The sequence below is a fragment of the Tenacibaculum aquaeponti genome (assembly GCF_057221555.1).
Window position 1 is genome coordinate 1,248,521 of sequence record NZ_CM170147.1, and the last position, 21,457, is coordinate 1,269,977.

Sequence of the window (21,457 nt, forward strand, 5' to 3'; positions counted from 1 at the left end):
ATTAATTATTTACTTTTAATGTATAACCATCCTGTCATTGGTTCTGAACCATCTCCTAAATCTATCACATAGAAATAAGTTCCTGTAGGTAATTTATCATCTTCCACAACAGTTGCTCTACCATTTGATATACCTCTAAACGCTTTATCTGCATTATTATAACCTTGTATTTTGTATACAGTATTACCCCAACGATTGAATATTTCTACAGTATTATTTCTGTATCTATCATTATTAATACCTTGGATATTAAAGAAACTATTATCTGAATCTCCATTAAGTGTTAATATGTTGAATACTTCAATATCGTCGTCACTTGTATCTAAATAATCTGGTATACCATCTCCATCTGTATCAATAGCGTCTACAGGGTTACCATTAGAATCTGGATCTGGATTTTCATCGCTAGTATTTTTTCCATCACCGTCATCATCTTCGTCTAGATAATCTGGAACTCCATCTCCATCTGTATCTTGCGCATCAGTTGGGTCACCGTCTCCATCTGCATCTGGATTCTCTTCAGCAGTTAATACACCATCTCCATCATCATCTTGATCTAAATAATCTGGTGTACCATCTCCATCTGTATCCACATCCGTAGGATCACCTGTTGGGTTACCAAACTCGTCTAAATCTTCTTCTCCTGTTGCTACACCATCATTATCATCATCTGTATCTCTGAAATCAGGAATATTATCATCATCTGAATTTTGTGTATCACTTGCTCCATTATCTAGATTATCGTTAGCATCGAAACCATCATCTAAATTAGTTCCTTCAAATGCATCATCTAATCCATCTCCATCTGTATCAACTCTATCAGGATCGATATCAGCTACTCCATCTCCATCAAAGTCAAATGCTTCAACTATATCAGGAACTCCATCTCCATCTGAATCTTCATCTAGATAATCTGGAATACTATCTCCATCTGTATCCACAGGCGTTCCAATTGGAGTACCTCCGTTATCTGGATCATATGCATCATCTAATCCATCTCCATCTGTATCATTTCCTGTAGGTGGAACATAACCTTCTGTTGGTTGAACTTCTACATTATCTGGAATACCATCATCATCTGAATCTATATCTAAATGATTTGCTATTCCATCTCCATCTGTATCAAAACCTTCCTCAGGTAAATTATCGTTATTTCCAACTGTTGGATCATTATCATCATCATCTAAATACAATGGAACTCCATCTCCATCTGCATCTGTATCTGGATCAACTCCACCAGGCGTTTCATCTACATCTAAAATTCCATCATTATCGTCATCAATATCATTTGCATTAGAAATACCATCACTATCATTTTCATCAGATACTGTTATAGTAACTATGGCTGTATCACAAACTGGTGTACCAGACTCATTATTACAAACTTCATATTCAACAGTTACAGTTTGACCTGCTTCACCTGCTAATGGAGTGTACAATAAAGTACCAGTTCCTGGATCGAATATTATAGTACCTTGCGCAGTTCCATTACCTGTATTTACAATACTTGTAGTGCCTAAGTTATTTGGATCTGAATTATTAAGATAATCATCATTTCCTAAAATATCTATTAACGTAGATTCTCCTAACTCTGCTAAACTTGTATCATCTTGAGCTGTTGGATCATTTGGATTTGGATCTGTAGCGTCAGAATGACCGTCGTTATCTGAATCTGCATCTAAAGGATCTGTTGTTACTCCGTCTGGATCTAATGTAGTATCTGGATCATCAACTCCTGTTAATTCCTCTCCATTATTTAATCCATCTCCATCACAATCAAGTTCACTCCAAGCTGCATCAACTAAAGCTGTGTCTTGACTAGAACCCTGATAATCACATGGATCATTTGGATTTGTTCCATCTACTGCTTCTTGACCATCTGTAACTCCATCTCCGTCTGAATCTGAATCTTGTGGATCTGTTGTTACTCCATTCGGATCGGCTGGTGTGCTTGGGTCATCAACTCCTGTTAATTCTTCAGCATTTGTTAACCCATCATTATCACAATCTGCAGCATTCCATCCAGCTTCAATATTCGCTACTACTTGACTTGAAGCATTATAATCACATATATCATTTGGATTTGTACCGTCTATTGCTTCCTGACTATCTGTAACACCATCTCCATCTGTATCTGAATCTTGTGGATCTGTTGTTGCTCCATTTGGATCGGCTGGTGTACTTGGATCATCAACTCCTGTTACTTCCTCTTCATTATTCAACCCATCTCCATCACAATCTGCATCGTTCCATGACGCTTCAACATTTGCTAATACTTGACTAGCAGCTTCATAATCACAAACATCATTTGGATTTGTTCCATCTATTGCTTCTTGACCATCTGTAACTCCATCTCCGTCTGAATCTGAATCTTGTGGATCTGTTGTTACTCCATTCGGATCGGCTGGTGTATTTGGATCATCAACTCCTGTTAATTCTTCAGCATTTGTTAATCCATCATTATCACAATCAGCTGTATTCCATCCAGCTTCAATATTTGCTACTACTTGACTTGAAGCATTATAATCACATATGTCATTTGGATTCGTTCCATCTATTGCTTCTTGACTATCGCTAACTCCATCTCCATCTGTATCTGAATCTTGAGGATCTGTTGTTACTCCATTTGGATCGGCTGGTGTACTTGGATCATCAACTCCTGTTACTTCCTCTTCGTTATTCAATCCATCTCCATCACAATCTGCATCGTTCCATGACGCTTCAACATTTGCTAACACTTGACTAGCAGCTTCATAATCACAAACATCATTTGGATTTGTTCCATCTATTGCTTCTTGACCATCTGTAACTCCATCTCCGTCTGAATCTGAATCTTGTGGATCTGTTGTTACTCCATTTGGATTTCCTGGCGTACTTGGGTCATCAGTTCCTGTAGTTTCTTCAGCATTTGTTAAACCATCTCCATCACAATCAGAAGAACTCCAGGTAGCTTCAACATTTGCTAATACTTGGCTAGATGCATTATAATCACAAGGATCGTTTGGATTTGTTCCATCAATTGCTTCCTGACCATCTGTAACACCATCTCCATCTGTATCTGAATCAGTTGGATCTGTTGTTGCTCCATTTGGATCTGCTGGTGTACTTGGATCATCATTTCCTGTAGTTTCTTCACCATTTGTTAAACCATCTCCATCACAATCAGCAGTATTCCATGTTGCACCAACATTAGCAATTACCTGATTTGTTGCATTATAATCACAAGGATCGTTTGGATTTGTTCCATCTATTGCTTCCTGACCATCTGTAACTCCATCATCATCAGAATCTGAATCATTTGGATCTGTTGTTACCCCATTTGGATTTCCTGGTGTACTTGGGTCATCAACTCCTGTTGTTTCTTCAGCATTTGTTAACCCATCATTATCACAATCAGCAGTATTCCAAGAAGCTTCAACATTCGCTAATACTTGACTAGAAGTATTATAGTCGCAAGGATCATTTGGATTTGTTCCATCTATAGCCTCCTGCCCATCGGTAACTCCATCTCCATCTGTATCTGAATCAGTTGGATCTGTTGTTGCTCCATTTGGATCAGCTGGTGTACTTGGATCATCATTTCCTGTAGTTTCTTCACCATTTGTTAAACCATCTCCATCACAATCGGCAGTATTCCATGTTGCGCCAACATTAGCAATTACCTGATTTGTTGCATTATAATCACAAGGATCGTTTGGATTTGTTCCATCTATTGCTTCCTGACCATCTGTAACTCCATCATCATCAGAATCTGAATCATTTGGATCTGTTGTTTGTCCATTTGGATCAGCTGGTGTACTTGGATCATCAACTCCTGTTGTCTCTTCAGCATTTGTTAATCCATCATTATCACAATCAGCAGTATTCCAAGAAGCTTCAACATTCGCTAATACTTGACTAGAAGTATTATAGTCGCAAGGATCATTTGGATTTGTTCCATCTATAGCCTCCTGCCCATCGGTAACTCCATCTCCATCTGTATCTGAATCTTGTGGATCTGTTGTTTCTCCATTTGGATCAGCTGGTGTACTTGGATCATCTACCCCTGTAACTTCCTCTTCATTATTTAGTCCATCTCCATCACAATCTGAATCATTCCAAGTTGCATCAACATTTGTTAAGACTTGACTAGATGCCTCATAATCACAAACATCATTTGGATTTGTTCCATCAATTGCTTCTTGACCATCTGTAACTCCATCTCCATCTGTATCTGAATCTTGTGGATCTGTTGTTTGTCCATTTGGATCAGCTGGTGTACTTGGATCATCAATTCCAGTTGTCTCTTCAGCGTTAGTTAATCCATCATTATCACAATCGGCTGTATTCCATGTAGCTTCTACATTTGCTATTACCTGACTAGATGCATTATAATCACAAGGATCATTTGGATTTGTTCCATCAATTGCCTCCTGTCCATCGGTAACTCCATCTCCATCCGTATCTGGATCATTTGGATCTGAAATTCCTCCATTTGGATCAGCTGGCGTAGTTGGATCATCTATTCCTGTAGTCTCTTCAGCATTAGTTAATCCATCACTATCACAATCGGCAGTATTCCAAGAAGTACCAACATTTGCTATAACTTGATTTGTTGGATTATAACTACAAGCATCATTTGGATTTGTGCTATCGATAACTTCTTGTCCATTAGTCACTCCATCCTCATCACAATCTGCGGCATTCCAAGCCGATGTTACATTCGCTATCACCTGACTAGCTGCATTATAACTACAAACATCGTTAGGATCTGTCATATCTGTAACTTCTTGTCCGTTCGTAACACCATCGCCATCACAATCTGCAGCATTCCATGCTCCTGTAACACTTGCTATTACTTGGCTTGCTACATTATATGAACAAGGATCTACTGGATCTGTTCCATCTGAAATCTCTTGGCCATTGTTAACTCCATCACCATCACAATCTAATACTGACCATGTTGCATAAGCTGGGTCTGTTACTATAGGTGCTGTTGTATAACTACAAGGATCAGCACAATCTGTTCCATTTATTTTTTCTTCACCATTAGTTTCTCCATCTCCATCACAATCTGCTGCTGCCCAAACTGCATAATTTGGATCTGTTGACACAGGTATTGTTACTGTAGTTACGCTACATGGGTTTAATGGATCAGTTGAATTTCCTAATTCTACTCCATTCGTTTCTCCATCTCCATCACAATCTAATCCATTCCAAGTTGCCGTTACATTTGCTATTACTTGATTTGCAACATCATATTCACATGGATTAGTCGGATCTGTTCCATCTGTAACTTCTTGCCCATTAGTTACACCATCTCCATCACAGTCTGCAGCTAAATAAGCTCCGCTTTGAGTTAATGTTACTGCTGAAGGATTAAACGAACAAGGATCATTTGGATCAGTTCCACTTGGCCCTGCAATTCCATCTCCATTTGGATCTAATTCAACTCCATTAATTACTCCATCTCCGTCACAATCTGCTGTATACCAATTAGAAGTTGTATCATTTAAGTTAACTGAATTTACATTTCCTCCTGAACAAGGATCTAATGGATCAGTTGAATTTCCTAATTCTACTCCATTTGTCTCTCCATCACCATCACAATCTAATGCACTCCAAGCACCTGATACTGAACCTGCAACTTGATTAGCTACATTATAAGTACATCCATCGTTAGGATCTGTTCCATCAATTACTTCTTGTCCATTAGTTACTCCGTCTCCATCACAGTCTAATGCATTCCATGACGCTGAAACATTAGCTATGACTTGGTTAGATATATTATAAGAACAAGCATCATTCGGATCAGTTCCATCAGTAATTTCTTGTGTATCTAACACTCCATCACCATCATCATCTGTGTCACAAGCTGTAGAAATACCATCTCCATCTGTATCTGGACCTGCTGTTGTTACATCTGAATTTGTTCCTGTACTATAATCTGCAGCGGTTACGGTTCCATCTGAATTTACTTCACCCGCACCTAAAGTTAATGGATCTCCTGTGCCATATTGAGCACCATCTCCACCATCAGCATTTGAATTAGCGAATGCTTCGTTAGCATCATTACAGCCATCTCCATCACTATCAGTATCTAAGAAATCTGGACTGTTTGGATCAGTGCCACTATCACTATCTGTTGGGCTAGCAACTCCTGTACCTGCTGAATTTGGAATACCATTATTGTTTGTTGTATCTGCATCAGTATCATCTGCAGTTCCATCTCCGTCTGCATCTGTTCCGCCTGTTTCTACAACATCATAAATACCATCATTATCACTATCTAAGTCTAAGTGGTTGGCAATACCGTCTCCATCGGCATCGTAGTTGTCATTTACTCCATCTGAGTTTGCATCTACAAAACCTGCTAAGTCTGCATCTAAATAGTTTGGAACCCCATCATTATCGGCATCCGCACTTGGGTCTGGTTGACCATTAGCTTCTGCGGTATCTAAAATTCCATCGTTATCATCATCTAAATCTTGTGCATCAACTACACCATCTCCGTCACTATCGGTTCCTGTAACGGTAATTGTTAAAGTAGCTGTTTGACAAATCGGTGCGTTTACCCCATCATCACTACAAACTTCGTAGATAATCGTAACATCTGTTCCTGCTTCTGATGAAGTCGGAGTATAGGTTATATCTCCTGTGTTTGGATCAATAGTTACTGTACCTGAAGCTGTTCCACCACTTTGAGTTAAAGTAGTCGTAGTTCCTGCTAGTTTTGCTGGATCTGTATCACCTACATAATCATCATTGGCTAAAACATTAGTCGTGACTGGTGTACCTGAAGCTACTGTAGCTGTATCATCTGAAGCTGTTGCTCCATTTGGGGTTGGATCTGTAGTATCTGGATTTCCATCGCCATCATCATCTAAATCACAAACCGCAGCAATACCATCTCCATCTGAATCTGGACCTGCTGTTGTTACATCTGAATTACTTCCTGTGCTATAATCCGCAGCGGTTACTGTACCATCGGCATCAACTCCTGAACCTAAAGTAAGCGTTCCGCTTCCGTATGTTCCATTGTCGTCTGCATCTGCCGTAGCATCTGCGAAAGCCTCATCTGCATCATTACAGCCATCTCCATCACTATCAGTATCTAAGAAATCTGGACTGTTTGGATCAGTGCCACTATCACTATCTGTTGGGCTAGCAACTCCTGTACCTGCTGTACTTGGAATACCATTATTGTTTGTTGCATCTCCATCAGTATCATCTGCAGTTCCATTTCCGTCTGCATCTGTTCCGCCTGTTTCTACAACATCATAAATACCATCATTATCACTATCTAAGTCTAAGTGGTTTGCAATACCATCTCCATCGGCATCGTAGTTGTCATTTACTCCATCTGAGTTTGCATCTACAAAACCAGCTAAGTCTGCATCTAAATAGTTTGGAACCCCATCATTATCGGCATCCGCACTTGGGTCTGGTTGACCATTAGCTTCTGCGGTATCTAAAATTCCATCGTTATCATCATCTAAATCTTGTGCATCAACTACACCATCTCCGTCACTATCGGTTCCTGTAACGGTAATTGTTAAAGTAGCTGTTTGACAAATCGGTGCGTTTACACCATCATCACTACAAACTTCGTAGATGATCGTAACATCTGTTCCTGCTTCTGATGAAGTCGGAGTATAGGTTATATCTCCTGTGTTTGGATCAATAGTTACTGTACCTGAGGCTGTTCCACCACTTTGAGTTAAAGTAGTCGTAGTTCCTGCTAGTTTTGCTGGATCTGTATCACCTACATAATCATCATTAGCTAAAACATTAGTCGTGACTGGTGTACCTGAAGCTACTGTAGCTGTATCATCTGAAACTGTTGCTCCATTTGGGGTTGGATCTGTAGTATCTGGATTTCCATCGCCATCATCATCTAAATCACAAACCGCAGCAATACCATCTCCATCTGAATCTGGACCTGCTGTTGTTACATCTGAATTACTTCCTGTGCTATAATCCGCAGCGGTTACTGTACCATCGGCATCAACTCCTGATCCTAAAGTAAGCGTTCCGCTTCCGTATGTTCCATTGTCGTCTGCATCTGCTGTAGCATCTGCGAAAGCCTCATCTGCATCATTACAGCCATCTCCATCACTATCAGTATCTAAGAAATCTGGACTGTTTGGATCAGTACCACTATCACTATCTGTTGGGCTAGCAACTCCTGTACCTGCTGTACTTGGAATACCATTATTGTTTGTTGTATCTCCATCAGTATCATCTGCAGTTCCATTTCCGTCTGCATCTGTTCCGCCTGTTTCTACAACATCATAAATACCATCATTATCACTATCTAAGTCTAAGTGGTTTGCAATACCGTCTCCATCGGCATCGTAGTTGTCATTTACTCCATCTGAGTTTGCATCTACAAAACCTGCTAAGTCTGCATCTAAATAGTTTGGAACACCATCATTATCGGCATCCGCACTTGGGTCTGGTTGACCATTAGCTTCTGCGGTATCTAAAATTCCATCGTTATCATCATCTAAATCTTGTGCATCAACTACACCATCTCCGTCACTATCGGTTCCTGTAACGGTAATTGTTAAAGTAGCTGTTTGACAAATCGGTGCGTTTACACCATCATCACTACAAACTTCGTAGATGATCGTAACATCTGTTCCTGCTTCTGATGAAGTCGGAGTATAGGTTATATCTCCTGTGTTTGGATCAATAGTTACTGTACCTGAGGCTGTTCCACCACTTTGAGTTAAAGTAGTCGTAGTTCCTGCTAGTTTTGCTGGATCTGTATCACCTACATAATCATCATTAGCTAAAACATTAGTCGTGACTGGTGTACCTGAAGCTACTGTAGCTGTATCATCTGAAACTGTTGCTCCATTTGGGGTTGGATCTGTAGTATCTGGATTTCCATCGCCATCATCATCTAAATCACAAACCGCAGCAATACCATCTCCATCTGAATCTGGACCTGCTGTTGTTACATCTGAATTACTTCCTGTGCTATAATCCGCAGCAGTTACTGTACCATCGGCATCAACTCCTGAACCTAAAGTAAGCGTTCCGCTTCCGTATGTTCCATTGTCGTCTGCATCTGCTGTAGCAACTCCGAAAGCCTCATCTGCATCATTACAGCCATCTCCATCACTATCAGTATCTAAGAAATCTGGACTGTTTGGATCAGTGCCACTATCACTATCTGTTGGGCTAGCAACTCCTGTACCTGCTGTACTTGGAATACCATTATTGTTTGTTGTATCTCCATCAGTATCATCTGCAGTTCCATTTCCGTCTGCATCTGTTCCGCCTGTTTCTACAACATCATAAATACCATCATTATCACTATCTAAGTCTAAGTGGTTGGCAATACCGTCTCCATCAGCATCGTAGTTGTCATTTACTCCATCTGAGTTTGCATCTACAAAACCTGCTAAGTCTGCATCTAAATAGTTTGGAACCCCATCATTATCAGCATCCGCACTTGGGTCTGGTTGACCATTAGCTTCTGCTGTATCTAAAATTCCATCGTTATCATCATCTAAATCTTGTGCATCAACTACACCATCTCCGTCACTATCGGTTCCTGTAACGGTAATTGTTAAAGTAGCTGTTTGACAAATCGGTGCGTTTACTCCATCATCACTACAAACTTCGTAAATAATCGTAACATCTGTTCCTGCTTCTGATGAAGTCGGAGTATAGGTTATATCTCCTGTATTTGGATCAATAGTTACTGTACCTGACGCTGTTCCACCACTTTGAGTTAAAGTAGTCGTAGTTCCTGCTAGTTTTGCTGGATCTGTATCGCCTACATAATCATCATTAGCTAAAACATTAGTCGTGACTGGTGTACCTGAAGCTACTGTAGCTGTATCATCTGAAACTGTAGTAGTTGTTGGATTTGGATCTGTAGTATCTGGATTTCCATCGCCATCATCATCTAAATCACAAACCGCAGTAATACCATCTCCATCTGAATCTGGACCTGCTGTTGTTACATCTGAATTACTTCCTGTGCTATAATCCGCAGCAGTTACTGTACCATCGGCATCAACTCCTGAACCTAAAGTAAGCGTTCCGCTTCCGTATGTTCCATTGTCGTCTGCATCTGCTGTAGCAACTCCGAAAGCCTCATCTGCATCATTACAGCCATCTCCATCACTATCAGTATCTAAGAAATCTGGACTGTTTGGATCAGTGCCACTATCACTATCTGTTGGGCTAGCAACTCCTGTACCTGCTGTACTTGGAATACCATTATTGTTTGTTGTATCTCCATCAGTATCATCTGCAGTTCCATTTCCGTCTGCATCTGTTCCGCCTGTTTCTACAACATCATAAATACCATCATTATCACTATCTAAATCTAAGTGGTTGGCAATACCGTCTCCATCGGCATCGTAGTTGTCATTTACTCCATCTGAGTTTGCATCTACAAAACCTGCTAAGTCTGCATCTAAATAATTTGGAACCCCATCATTATCGGCATCCGCACTTGGGTCTGGTTGACCATTAGCTTCTGCTGTATCTAAAATTCCATCGTTATCATCATCTAAATCTTGTGCATCAACTACGCCATCTCCGTCACTATCAGTTCCTGTAACGGTAATTGTTAAAGTAGCTGTTTGACAAATCGGTGCGTTTACCCCATCATCACTACAAACTTCGTAGATAATCGTAACATCTGTTCCTGCTTCTGATGAAGTCGGAGTATAGGTTATATCTCCTGTGTTTGGATCAATAGTTACTGTACCTGACGCTGTTCCACCACTTTGAGTTAAAGTAGTTGTAGTTCCTGCTAGTTTTGCTGGATCTGTATCACCTACATAATCATCATTAGCTAAAACATTAGTCGTGACTGGTGTACCTGAAGCTACTGTAGCTGTATCATCTGAAACTGTAGTAGTTGTTGGATTTGGATCTGTAGTATCTGGATTTCCATCGCCATCATCATCTAAATCACAAACCGCAGCAATACCATCTCCATCTGAATCTGGACCTGCTGTTGTTACATCTGAATTACTTCCTGTGCTATAATCCGCAGCAGTTACTGTACCATCGGCATCAACTCCTGAACCTAAAGTAAGCGTTCCGCTTCCGTATGTTCCATTGTCGTCTGCATCTGCTGTAGCAACTCCGAAAGCCTCATCTGCATCATTACAGCCATCTCCATCACTATCAGTATCTAAGAAATCTGGACTGTTTGGATCAGTGCCACTATCACTATCTGTTGGGCTAGCAACTCCTGTACCTGCTGTACTTGGAATACCATTATTGTTTGTTGTATCTCCATCAGTATCATCTGCAGTTCCATTTCCGTCTGCATCTGTTCCGCCTGTTTCTACAACATCATAAATACCATCATTATCACTATCTAAATCTAAGTGGTTTGCAATACCATCTCCATCAGCATCGTAGTTGTCATTTACTCCATCTGAATTTGCATCTACAAAACCTGCTAAGTCTGCATCTAAATAGTTTGGAACCCCATCATTATCGGCATCCGCACTTGGGTCTGGTTGACCATTAGCTTCTGCGGTATCTAAAATTCCATCGTTATCATCATCTAAATCTTGTGCATCAACTACACCATCTCCGTCACTATCGGTTCCTGTAACGGTAATTGTTAAAGTAGCTGTTTGACAAATCGGTGCGTTTACCCCATCATCACTACAAACTTCGTAGATAATCGTAACATCTGTTCCTGCTTCTGATGAAGTCGGAGTATAGGTTATATCTCCTGTATTTGGATCAATAGTTACTGTACCTGACGCTGTTCCACCACTTTGAGTTAAAGTAGTCGTAGTTCCTGCTAGTTTTGCTGGATCTGTATCGCCTACATAATCATCATTAGCTAAAACATTAGTCGTGACTGGTGTACCTGAAGCTACTGTAGCTGTATCATCTGAAACTGTAGTAGTTGTTGGATTTGGATCTGTAGTATCTGGATTTCCATCGCCATCATCATCTAAATCACAAACCGCAGCAATACCATCTCCATCTGAATCTGGACCTGCTGTTGTTACATCTGAATTACTTCCTGTGCTATAATCCGCAGCGGTTACTGTACCATTTGAATTTATTGTTCCACCTGAAACTGTTAAAGTTCCGCTTCCGTATGTTCCATTGTCGTCTGCATCTGCTGTAGCAACTCCGAAAGCCTCATCTGCATCATTACAGCCATCTCCATCACTATCAGTATCTAAGAAATCTGGACTGTTTGGATCAGTGCCACTATCACTATCTGTTGGGCTAGCAACTCCTGTACCTGCTGAATTTGGAATACCATTATTGTTTGTTGTATCTCCATCAGTATCATCTGCAGTTCCATTTCCATCTGCATCTGTTCCGCCTGTTTCTACAACATCATAAATACCATCATTATCACTATCTAAGTCTAAGTGGTTGGCAATACCGTCTCCATCAGCATCGTAGTTGTCATTTACTCCATCTGAGTTTGCATCTACAAAACCTGCTAAGTCTGCATCTAAATAGTTTGGAACCCCATCATTATCGGCATCCGCACTTGGGTCTGGTTGACCATTAGCTTCTGCGGTATCTAAAATTCCATCGTTATCATCATCTAAATCTTGTGCATCAACTACACCATCACCATCACTATCGGTTCCTGTAACGGTAATTGTTAAAGTAGCTGTTTGACAAATCGGTGCGTTTACCCCATCATCACTACAAACTTCGTAGATGATCGTAACATCTGTTCCTGCTTCTGATGAAGTCGGAGTATAGGTTATATCTCCTGTATTTGGATCAATAGTTACTGTACCTGAAGCTGTTCCACCACTTTGAGTTAAAGTAGTCGTAGTTCCTGCTAGTTTTGCTGGATCTGTATCACCTACATAATCATCATTGGCTAAAACATTAGTCGTGACTGGTGTACCTGAAGCTACTATAGCTGTATCATCTGAAACTGTAGTAGTTGTTGGATTTGGATCTGTAGTATCTGGATTTCCATCGCCATCATCATCTAAATCACAAACCGCAGCAATACCATCTCCATCTGAATCTGGACCTGCTGTTGTTACATCTGAATTACTTCCTGTGCTATAATCCGCAGCAGTTACTGTACCATCGGCATCAACTCCTGAACCTAAAGTAAGCGTTCCGCTTCCGTATGTTCCATTGTCGTCTGCATCTGCTGTAGCAACTCCGAAAGCCTCATCTGCATCATTACAGCCATCTCCATCACTATCAGTATCTAAGAAATCTGGACTGTTTGGATCAGTGCCACTATCACTATCTGTTGGGCTAGCAACTCCTGTACCTGCTGTACTTGGAATACCATTATTGTTTGTTGTATCTCCATCAGTATCATCTGCAGTTCCATTTCCGTCTGCATCTGTTCCGCCTGTTTCTACAACATCATAAATACCATCATTATCACTATCTAAATCTAAGTGGTTTGCAATACCATCTCCATCAGCATCGTAGTTGTCATTTACTCCATCTGAATTTGCATCTACAAAACCTGCTAAGTCTGCATCTAAATAGTTTGGAACCCCATCATTATCGGCATCCGCACTTGGGTCTGGTTGACCATTAGCTTCTGCGGTATCTAAAATTCCATCGTTATCATCATCTAAATCTTGTGCATCAACTACACCATCTCCGTCACTATCGGTTCCTGTAACGGTAATTGTTAAAGTAGCTGTTTGACAAATCGGTGCGTTTACTCCATCATCACTACAAACTTCGTAGATAATCGTAACATCTGTTCCTGCTTCTGATGAAGTCGGAGTATAGGTTATATCTCCTGTGTTTGGATCAATAGTTACTGTACCTGAAGCTGTTCCACCACTTTGAGTTAAAGTAGTCGTAGTTCCTGCTAGTTTTGCTGGATCTGTATCACCTACATAATCATCATTAGCTAAAACATTAGTCGTGACTGGTGTACCTGAAGCTACTGTAGCTGTATCATCTGAAACTGTAGTAGTTGTTGGATTTGGATCTGTAGTATCTGGATTTCCATCGCCATCATCATCTAAATCACAAACCGCAGCAATACCATCTCCATCTGAATCTGGACCTGCTGTTGTTACATCTGAATTACTTCCTGTGCTATAATCCGCAGCAGTTACTGTACCATCGGCATCAACTCCTGAACCTAAAGTAAGCGTTCCGCTTCCGTATGTTCCATTGTCGTCTGCATCTGCCGTAGCAACTCCGAAAGCCTCATCTGCATCATTACAGCCATCTCCATCACTATCAGTATCTAAGAAATCTGGACTGTTTGGATCAGTGCCACTATCACTATCTGTTGGGCTAGCAACTCCTGTACCTGCTGTACTTGGAATACCATTATTGTTTGTTGTATCTCCATCAGTATCATCTGCAGTTCCATTTCCGTCTGCATCTGTTCCGCCTGTTTCTACAACATCATAAATACCATCATTATCACTATCTAAGTCTAAGTGGTTGGCAATACCGTCTCCATCGGCATCGTAGTTGTCATTTACTCCATCTGAGTTTGCATCTACAAAACCAGCTAAGTCTGCATCTAAATAGTTTGGAACCCCATCATTATCGGCATCCGCACTTGGGTCTGGTTGACCATTAGCTTCTGCGGTATCTAAAATTCCATCGTTATCATCATCTAAATCTTGTGCATCAACTACACCATCACCATCACTATCGGTTCCTGTAACGGTAATTGTTAAAGTAGCTGTTTGACAAATCGGTGCGTTTACCCCATCATCACTACAAACTTCGTAGATGATCGTAACATCTGTTCCTGCTTCTGATGAAGTCGGAGTATAGGTTATATCTCCTGTGTTTGGATCAATAGTTACTGTACCTGACGCTGTTCCACCACTTTGAGTTAAAGTAGTCGTAGTTCCTGCTAGTTTTGCTGGATCTGTATCACCTACATAATCATCATTAGCTAAAACATTAGTCGTGACTGGTGTACCTGAAGCTACTGTAGCTGTATCATCTGAAACTGTAGTAGCTGTTGGATTTGGATCTGTAGTATCTGGATTTCCATCGCCATCATCATCTAAATCACAAACCGCAGCAATACCATCTCCATCTGAATCTGGACCTGCTGTTGTTACATCTGAATTACTTCCTGTACTATAATCTGCAGCAGTTACTGTACCATCGGCATCAACTCCTGATCCTAAAGTAAGCGTTCCGCTTCCGTATGTTCCATTGTCATCTGCATCTGCTGTAGCAACTCCGAAAGCCTCATCTGCATCATTACAGCCATCTCCATCACTATCAGTATCTAAGAAATCTGGACTGTTTGGATCAGTGCCACTATCACTATCTGTTGGGCTAGCAACTCCTGTACCTGCTGTACTTGGAATACCATTATTGTTTGTTGTATCTCCATCAGTATCATCTGCAGTTCCATTTCCGTCTGCATCTGTTCCGCCTGTTTCTACAACATCATAAATACCATCATTATCACTATCTAAGTCTAAGTGGTTGGCAATACCGTCTCCATCGGCATCGTAGTTGTCATTTACTCCATCTGAGTTTGCATCTACAAAACCTGCTAAGTCTGCATCTAAATAGTTTGGAACCCCATCATTATCAGCATCCGCACTTGGGTCTGGTTGACCATTAGCTTCTGCGGTATCTAAAATTCCATCGTTATCATCATCTAAATCTTGTGCATCAACTACACCATCTCCGTCACTATCGGTTCCTGTAACGGTAATTGTTAAAGTAGCTGTTTGACAAATCGGTGCGTTTACCCCATCATCACTACAAACTTCGTAGATAATCGTAACATCTGTTCCTGCTTCTGATGAAGTCGGAGTATAGGTTATATCTCCTGTATTTGGATCAATAGTTACTGTACCTGACGCTGTTCCACCACTTTGAGTTAAAGTAGTCGTAGTTCCTGCTAGTTTTGCTGGATCTGTATCGCCTACATAATCATCATTAGCTAAAACATTAGTCGTGACTGGTGTACCTGAAGCTACTGTAGCTGTATCATCTGAAACTGTAGTAGTTGTTGGATTTGGATCTGTAGTATCTGGATTTCCATCGCCATCATCATCTAAATCACAAACCGCAGCAATACCATCTCCATCTGAATCTGGACCTGCTGTTGTTACATCTGAATTACTTCCTGTACTATAATCTGCAGCAGTTACTGTACCATCGGCATCAACTCCTGATCCTAAAGTAAGCGTTCCGCTTCCGTATGTTCCATTGTCATCTGCATCTGCTGTAGCAACTCCGAAAGCCTCATCTGCATCATTACAGCCATCTCCATCACTATCAGTATCTAAGAAATCTGGACTGTTTGGATCAGTGCCACTATCACTATCTGTTGGGCTAGCAACTCCTGTACCTGCTGTACTTGGAATACCATTATTGTTTGTTGTATCTCCATCAGTATCATCTGCAGTTCCATTTCCGTCTGCATCTGTTCCGCCTGTTTCTACAACATCATAAATACCATCATTATCACTATCTAAGTCTAAGTGGTTGGCAATACCGTCTCCATCAGCATCGTAGTTGTCATTTACTCCATCTGAGTTTGCATCTACAAAACCTGCTAAGTCTGCATCTAAATAGTTTGGAACCCCATCATTATCAGCATCCGCACTTGGGTCTGGTTGACCATTAGCTTCTGCTGTATCTAAAATTCCATCGTTATCATCATCTAAATCTTGTGCATCAACTACACCATCTCCGTCACTATCGGTTCCTGTAACGGTAATTGTTAAAGTAGCTGTTTGACAAATCGGTGCGTTTACCCCATCATCACTACAAACTTCGTAGATAATCGTAACATCTGTTCCTGCTTCTGATGAAGTCGGAGTATAGGTTATATCTCCTGTATTTGGATCAATAGTTACTGTACCTGACGCTGTTCCACCACTTTGAGTTAAAGTAGTCGTAGTTCCTGCTAGTTTTGCTGGATCTGTATCACCTACATAATCATCATTAGCTAAAACATTAGTCGTGACTGGTGTACCTGAAGCTACTGTAGCTGTATCATCTGAAACTGTAGTAGTTGTTGGATTTGGATCTGTAGTATCTGGATTTCCATCGCCATCATCATCTAAATCACAAGTATTAGCTAAACCATCCCCATCTATATTAGGTAGTGGTACTCCTGCAGACCCTTCTAAATAATCTGCAGTACTATTAGTATCTGTATCTGCTGCTGTGTTTGGATACGATGCTGCAATTACAGTACCATTTGCATTAGACGGTGCAGGGTCTGTTACACCATTTCCATATTGTCCTCCACCTCCATCAGCATTAGCATCATTATAATATTCATTAGAATCTGAACACCCATCATCATCGGAATCCAAATCATAAGGATTTCCTCCATCTGGACTTCCATCAGTATTTGGAACTGTTAAACCTGTGCCTGCTGATGATGGAATACCAGTTGTAGTGTTTGCAACACCATCTGCTAAACCATCATTATTTGCATCAGTCCCATTAGCTTCAACTACATCATAAATACCATCGTTATCCGAATCTAAATCTAAATGATTCGCTATACTATCATTATCTGTATCATAATTATCATTAACTCCATCTGAATTTGCATCTACAAAACCTGCCAAATCTGCGTCTAAATAATTTTGTATTCCATCACTATCAGCATCAGCACTTGGATCTGGTTGACCATTGGCTTCATCAACATCTAAAATACCATCATTATCATCATCTTGATCACAAAAATCAGGTACTCCATCTGAATCTACATCAGCATTATCATCTCCTCCTGGACAAATATCTAAAGAATCTGTAACACCGTCTCCATCTGTATCCGGTAAACCTGCTATTTCTACGGTTAATGTAGCTATAGATGTATTACAATTAATTATCTTATAATCAAAAATATATGTTCCATTACTTAATCCAGTTGTATCTAAGGTTCCATCACCTTGATCGAAATTTGTTCCTGGTGCATCTGAACCTGTATTTAAGCTCCAAGTCCCTCCTGAATCTGGAGTTCCTCCTAAATTTGTAAACAAATTAATTATTCCATCTGCACTTGTAGCGGATATTGTATTATTTGTTCCTGCATTTGGAGCAGCTTGTACTTGAACTGTAACAGAAGTTACAGCATCTACAGTACAAGGAACAATTGCAGTTTCTGTAAAATCAAATGTATAAACACCTCCTGTAGTAGGGTTATAGGTTCCAGCTCCCGCATTAAAATCTGCTCCAGGGTTATCTGTTGAAGCTCCTGATACAGACCATGTTCCTGATCCTGCTCCTGAAATAAGTGTATTTAAATCTATTATTGCATCACCTGCACATGCATACTCATCTGTTGCTGTTCCTGCAACTGGTGCATCAGTTACAGTTATTTGCATAATATCTTCTGTAGAACAACCTAAACCGTTATCCATTTGAATTCTATACCATGTAGTTACTGTTGGTGAAACTGTTGGTGAAGTAGATACATTTTCAAATGGACCACTCCAAGGACCTGTTGGTCCCACAGTACTAAAAGACCATTCATATCCACCTATACTTTTTACTCCAACACCAACATTTGGATTGATAGTAATAGAATTATCTGTTTGTACAGTAGGAGCATCAAAAGGCACTTCATATATAGAAGCTGTACCCGGTGTACAAGAATTATCGTTTATTGCGACACTAATACTACCACTAGTATAAGTTCTTATATCTCCAGCACCATCATTAAAAACAATTGTTGCTCCTGTTAATGTACCAAAATCTTGATCTTCACAATCATATATTTGAACTTTCCACCCTCCTTGACCTGCATCTTCACCAATAAGTGGAGTAACATCTATATTTACTGGACCAACCAATGCTGGTGCATAATCTGTATAATATTGGTTGTAAGTTCCAGTTAAAGGAGTAGCAGCCGTACAAAGATTGAAAGGAGAAGCTCCTCCTGAAAAATCATTTGTAAACGTTAAAGTAGATACATTATCTCCGCTATTACAGGCATTTCCTGGTTCATTTAAAGCTAAAGGTATACTAGTTGCTCCATCGGGTGAAACTAAATAAAAAGCTAAATCTGAAACATAAGTATGTGTTGCATCAAATGTTACAGAAAATATTGTACTTCCATCAATTTTAAAAGGTCTTTTTACTGGATCATAGTATGTAAATGTTGGATTAAGAACTGTACCAGTACCATTAATCATAATACTATCTCCGTTACAAATAGCTAAATCTCCACCTGCACTAGCATCTAAACTAGAATTCCAAACCCATGCCCTTCCTTCTGTTTTTGTACCAGCATCATCTCTTACTACTAAATATCCTCCATCTGGAAGATTTGTTTGAGTTGGTGTAGAATTTAATGCGTAATCGTCGTAAGAATTTGTTGTAGCATTATACACATACCAGTCATAAGTTGCTCCAACAGCTGTATCACAAGATAACACACCTGCATTACCCGGGCTATCAAATATAAAAATTGGATCATCGGATCCTGCTGAATTTGTAGCATCTGTATATTCTGTCATTACAAAAGCACAGGAAGTTGAAGAAGACATTTCCAATTCATTTCCATCTAAAACAATTAGTACAACAGTTGTAAAAGCATTGTTACAAGGTGCAGTTCCAGCAACCTCATACCTAAATGTATATGACCCAACATTAATTGAAGGAGAAGTTATATCTACAACACTTCCTGTTAAAGCTCCAGTGGCATCTACATCTACCCATGTACCTCCAGCGTCCTGTGAACCATCTAATGCAGTTGCTAAATCAGCTGAAGTATCTGTACTAAACACTACCAAAGGCCCTGTTGAATTACCCGAATTAGAAGCTTGCGTTAAAGTTATAGTTGCAGTTGCAACAATTGAAGAATTCCCATAAGGATCATACATTACAACTTCTACTATTCTTGGTGTAGCTGTTTCTGGTGATGCTGCAGTATTTCTATAGTATAATTCGTCTATAATTTCATCATAATCATCGAAATCATTTGAACTAGGATTGTTATTAAGAGCAATTATTGAATTTGTTCCATTTCCTGATATTACAATATCAGGTTTAGTTATAACTACAGACAACTCTTCTTCTCCTACATTTTGTTCATTTAACAAGTTAAATTCAACTCTCTGAATTCCATGAGGAGCATTTATTAACAAATCTGTTCCGTCTAATGGTTCAGAACCTGAAGTACAAGATGTTGCATTAATATTTATACCTCCAGCTCCTGTAGAGTTATCATTATCTAATCTTACAAATGGTTTAGGAGCCAAACTTACTGTGAATGGTTCACCTGAAGCTGCTTCAGCACCATCGGTCACATAATATTCTATAGAAAAAGTAGTTATAGGAATATTACTTTCTACTGTCCAATATGTACCTGGAGTTACCAACGCATTGGAAGAACCTATATGTACCTCTCCCGTATTATTGTTATTAATAAAATGACCAGCCTGACCATTAATCAGTTTTCCTGTAAATAAAACACCTGCATCTGGACTAGAAACTTTAATGTTTTCTGTACCAACCAACTGACTATGCTCTTGAGAACTTAAAATAAGATGAACAGGTTCACTAAAGGTAAATGTATATGTATTACCTGATACTCCTACTCTAGCTCTTGTATTATTGAAACTATTTGTTAAAATATTTGCTGGTGGAAATGTTACTGCATTTGCTCCCCCTCCTACAGTAGCCGATCCTGTTAATGCAATATTTGCATTAACAACAGAAGTACCATCTCCTACTGAAGACAAGACATTTGTAGGATAACCAGTTGTAGGCAAAGACGAAATCCCTCCCCAATTGGTTACTACTTGAGCATTTACACTATAAGATGTAATTAATAAGAATAATGAAACACATAGATATTTCAAACTGTTATTAAGTAAAAAAGGGGTGAATTCTTTTTTCTTTACAACTCTATTTAACAAATTATAAAAGTAATTTAAAACTTGAGCAAAACCCTTAGAGTTAATATAATTTTCACTAACTTGCGAGGCTTCGAGTTTTTGTGAAAAATCTATTATTTCTACAGATGATTTCGCTTTTATTTTTTTAAGAAATATGCCACATATTCTTAAAAAAATAACCTGAAGACATTTTAGCATAATGATCAGTTTATTAATTGATTGTTATATTCATGCCCTACTCTTGTTTCCGCTCGCCAAAGTGTAACAATTGTGGGGTTTTTTATTTTTACGTCATATACTTTTAAACCATACATTATCTATAAATAGACAGTATGAAAAGTTTTTTTTCAAAAATGAATAGTAATTTATGGTTGGTTAGTTATACCTTTTTTACAGTAAAAACTTACATAACTTATAACTATAAGAAAAGGTTAATGAAGTTTGTTTTCTAAAAGTATTTTTTTGCATAGACCGGGGGTGTTACGATTTAAAAATTTATACTAAAATAATCACTTATTTTTTTTTAACAAATTTTAACACATTAAAATTAAATAAAAAAACTTAAGGAACTTACATCTATTAAGCATTTACCATACTTAAGATGATATATATCAAAATTATATAATTGTTTTTAGGGGAGCTATTTTATTATTGTC

At 39.3% G+C, this 21,457-nt stretch carries 1 protein-coding gene; it reads right to left on the bottom strand.

The window, feature by feature from the left end; translation table 11 throughout:
* Positions 1-5: 5 nt before the first annotated feature.
* Positions 6-20,765 (bottom strand): T9SS type B sorting domain-containing protein, encoded by a 20,760-nt coding sequence (locus tag AC2TEO_RS05500; RefSeq protein ID WP_442267157.1) that lies wholly within the window; start codon positions 20,763-20,765, stop codon positions 6-8.
* Between the last annotated feature and the right edge of the window lie 692 nt (positions 20,766-21,457).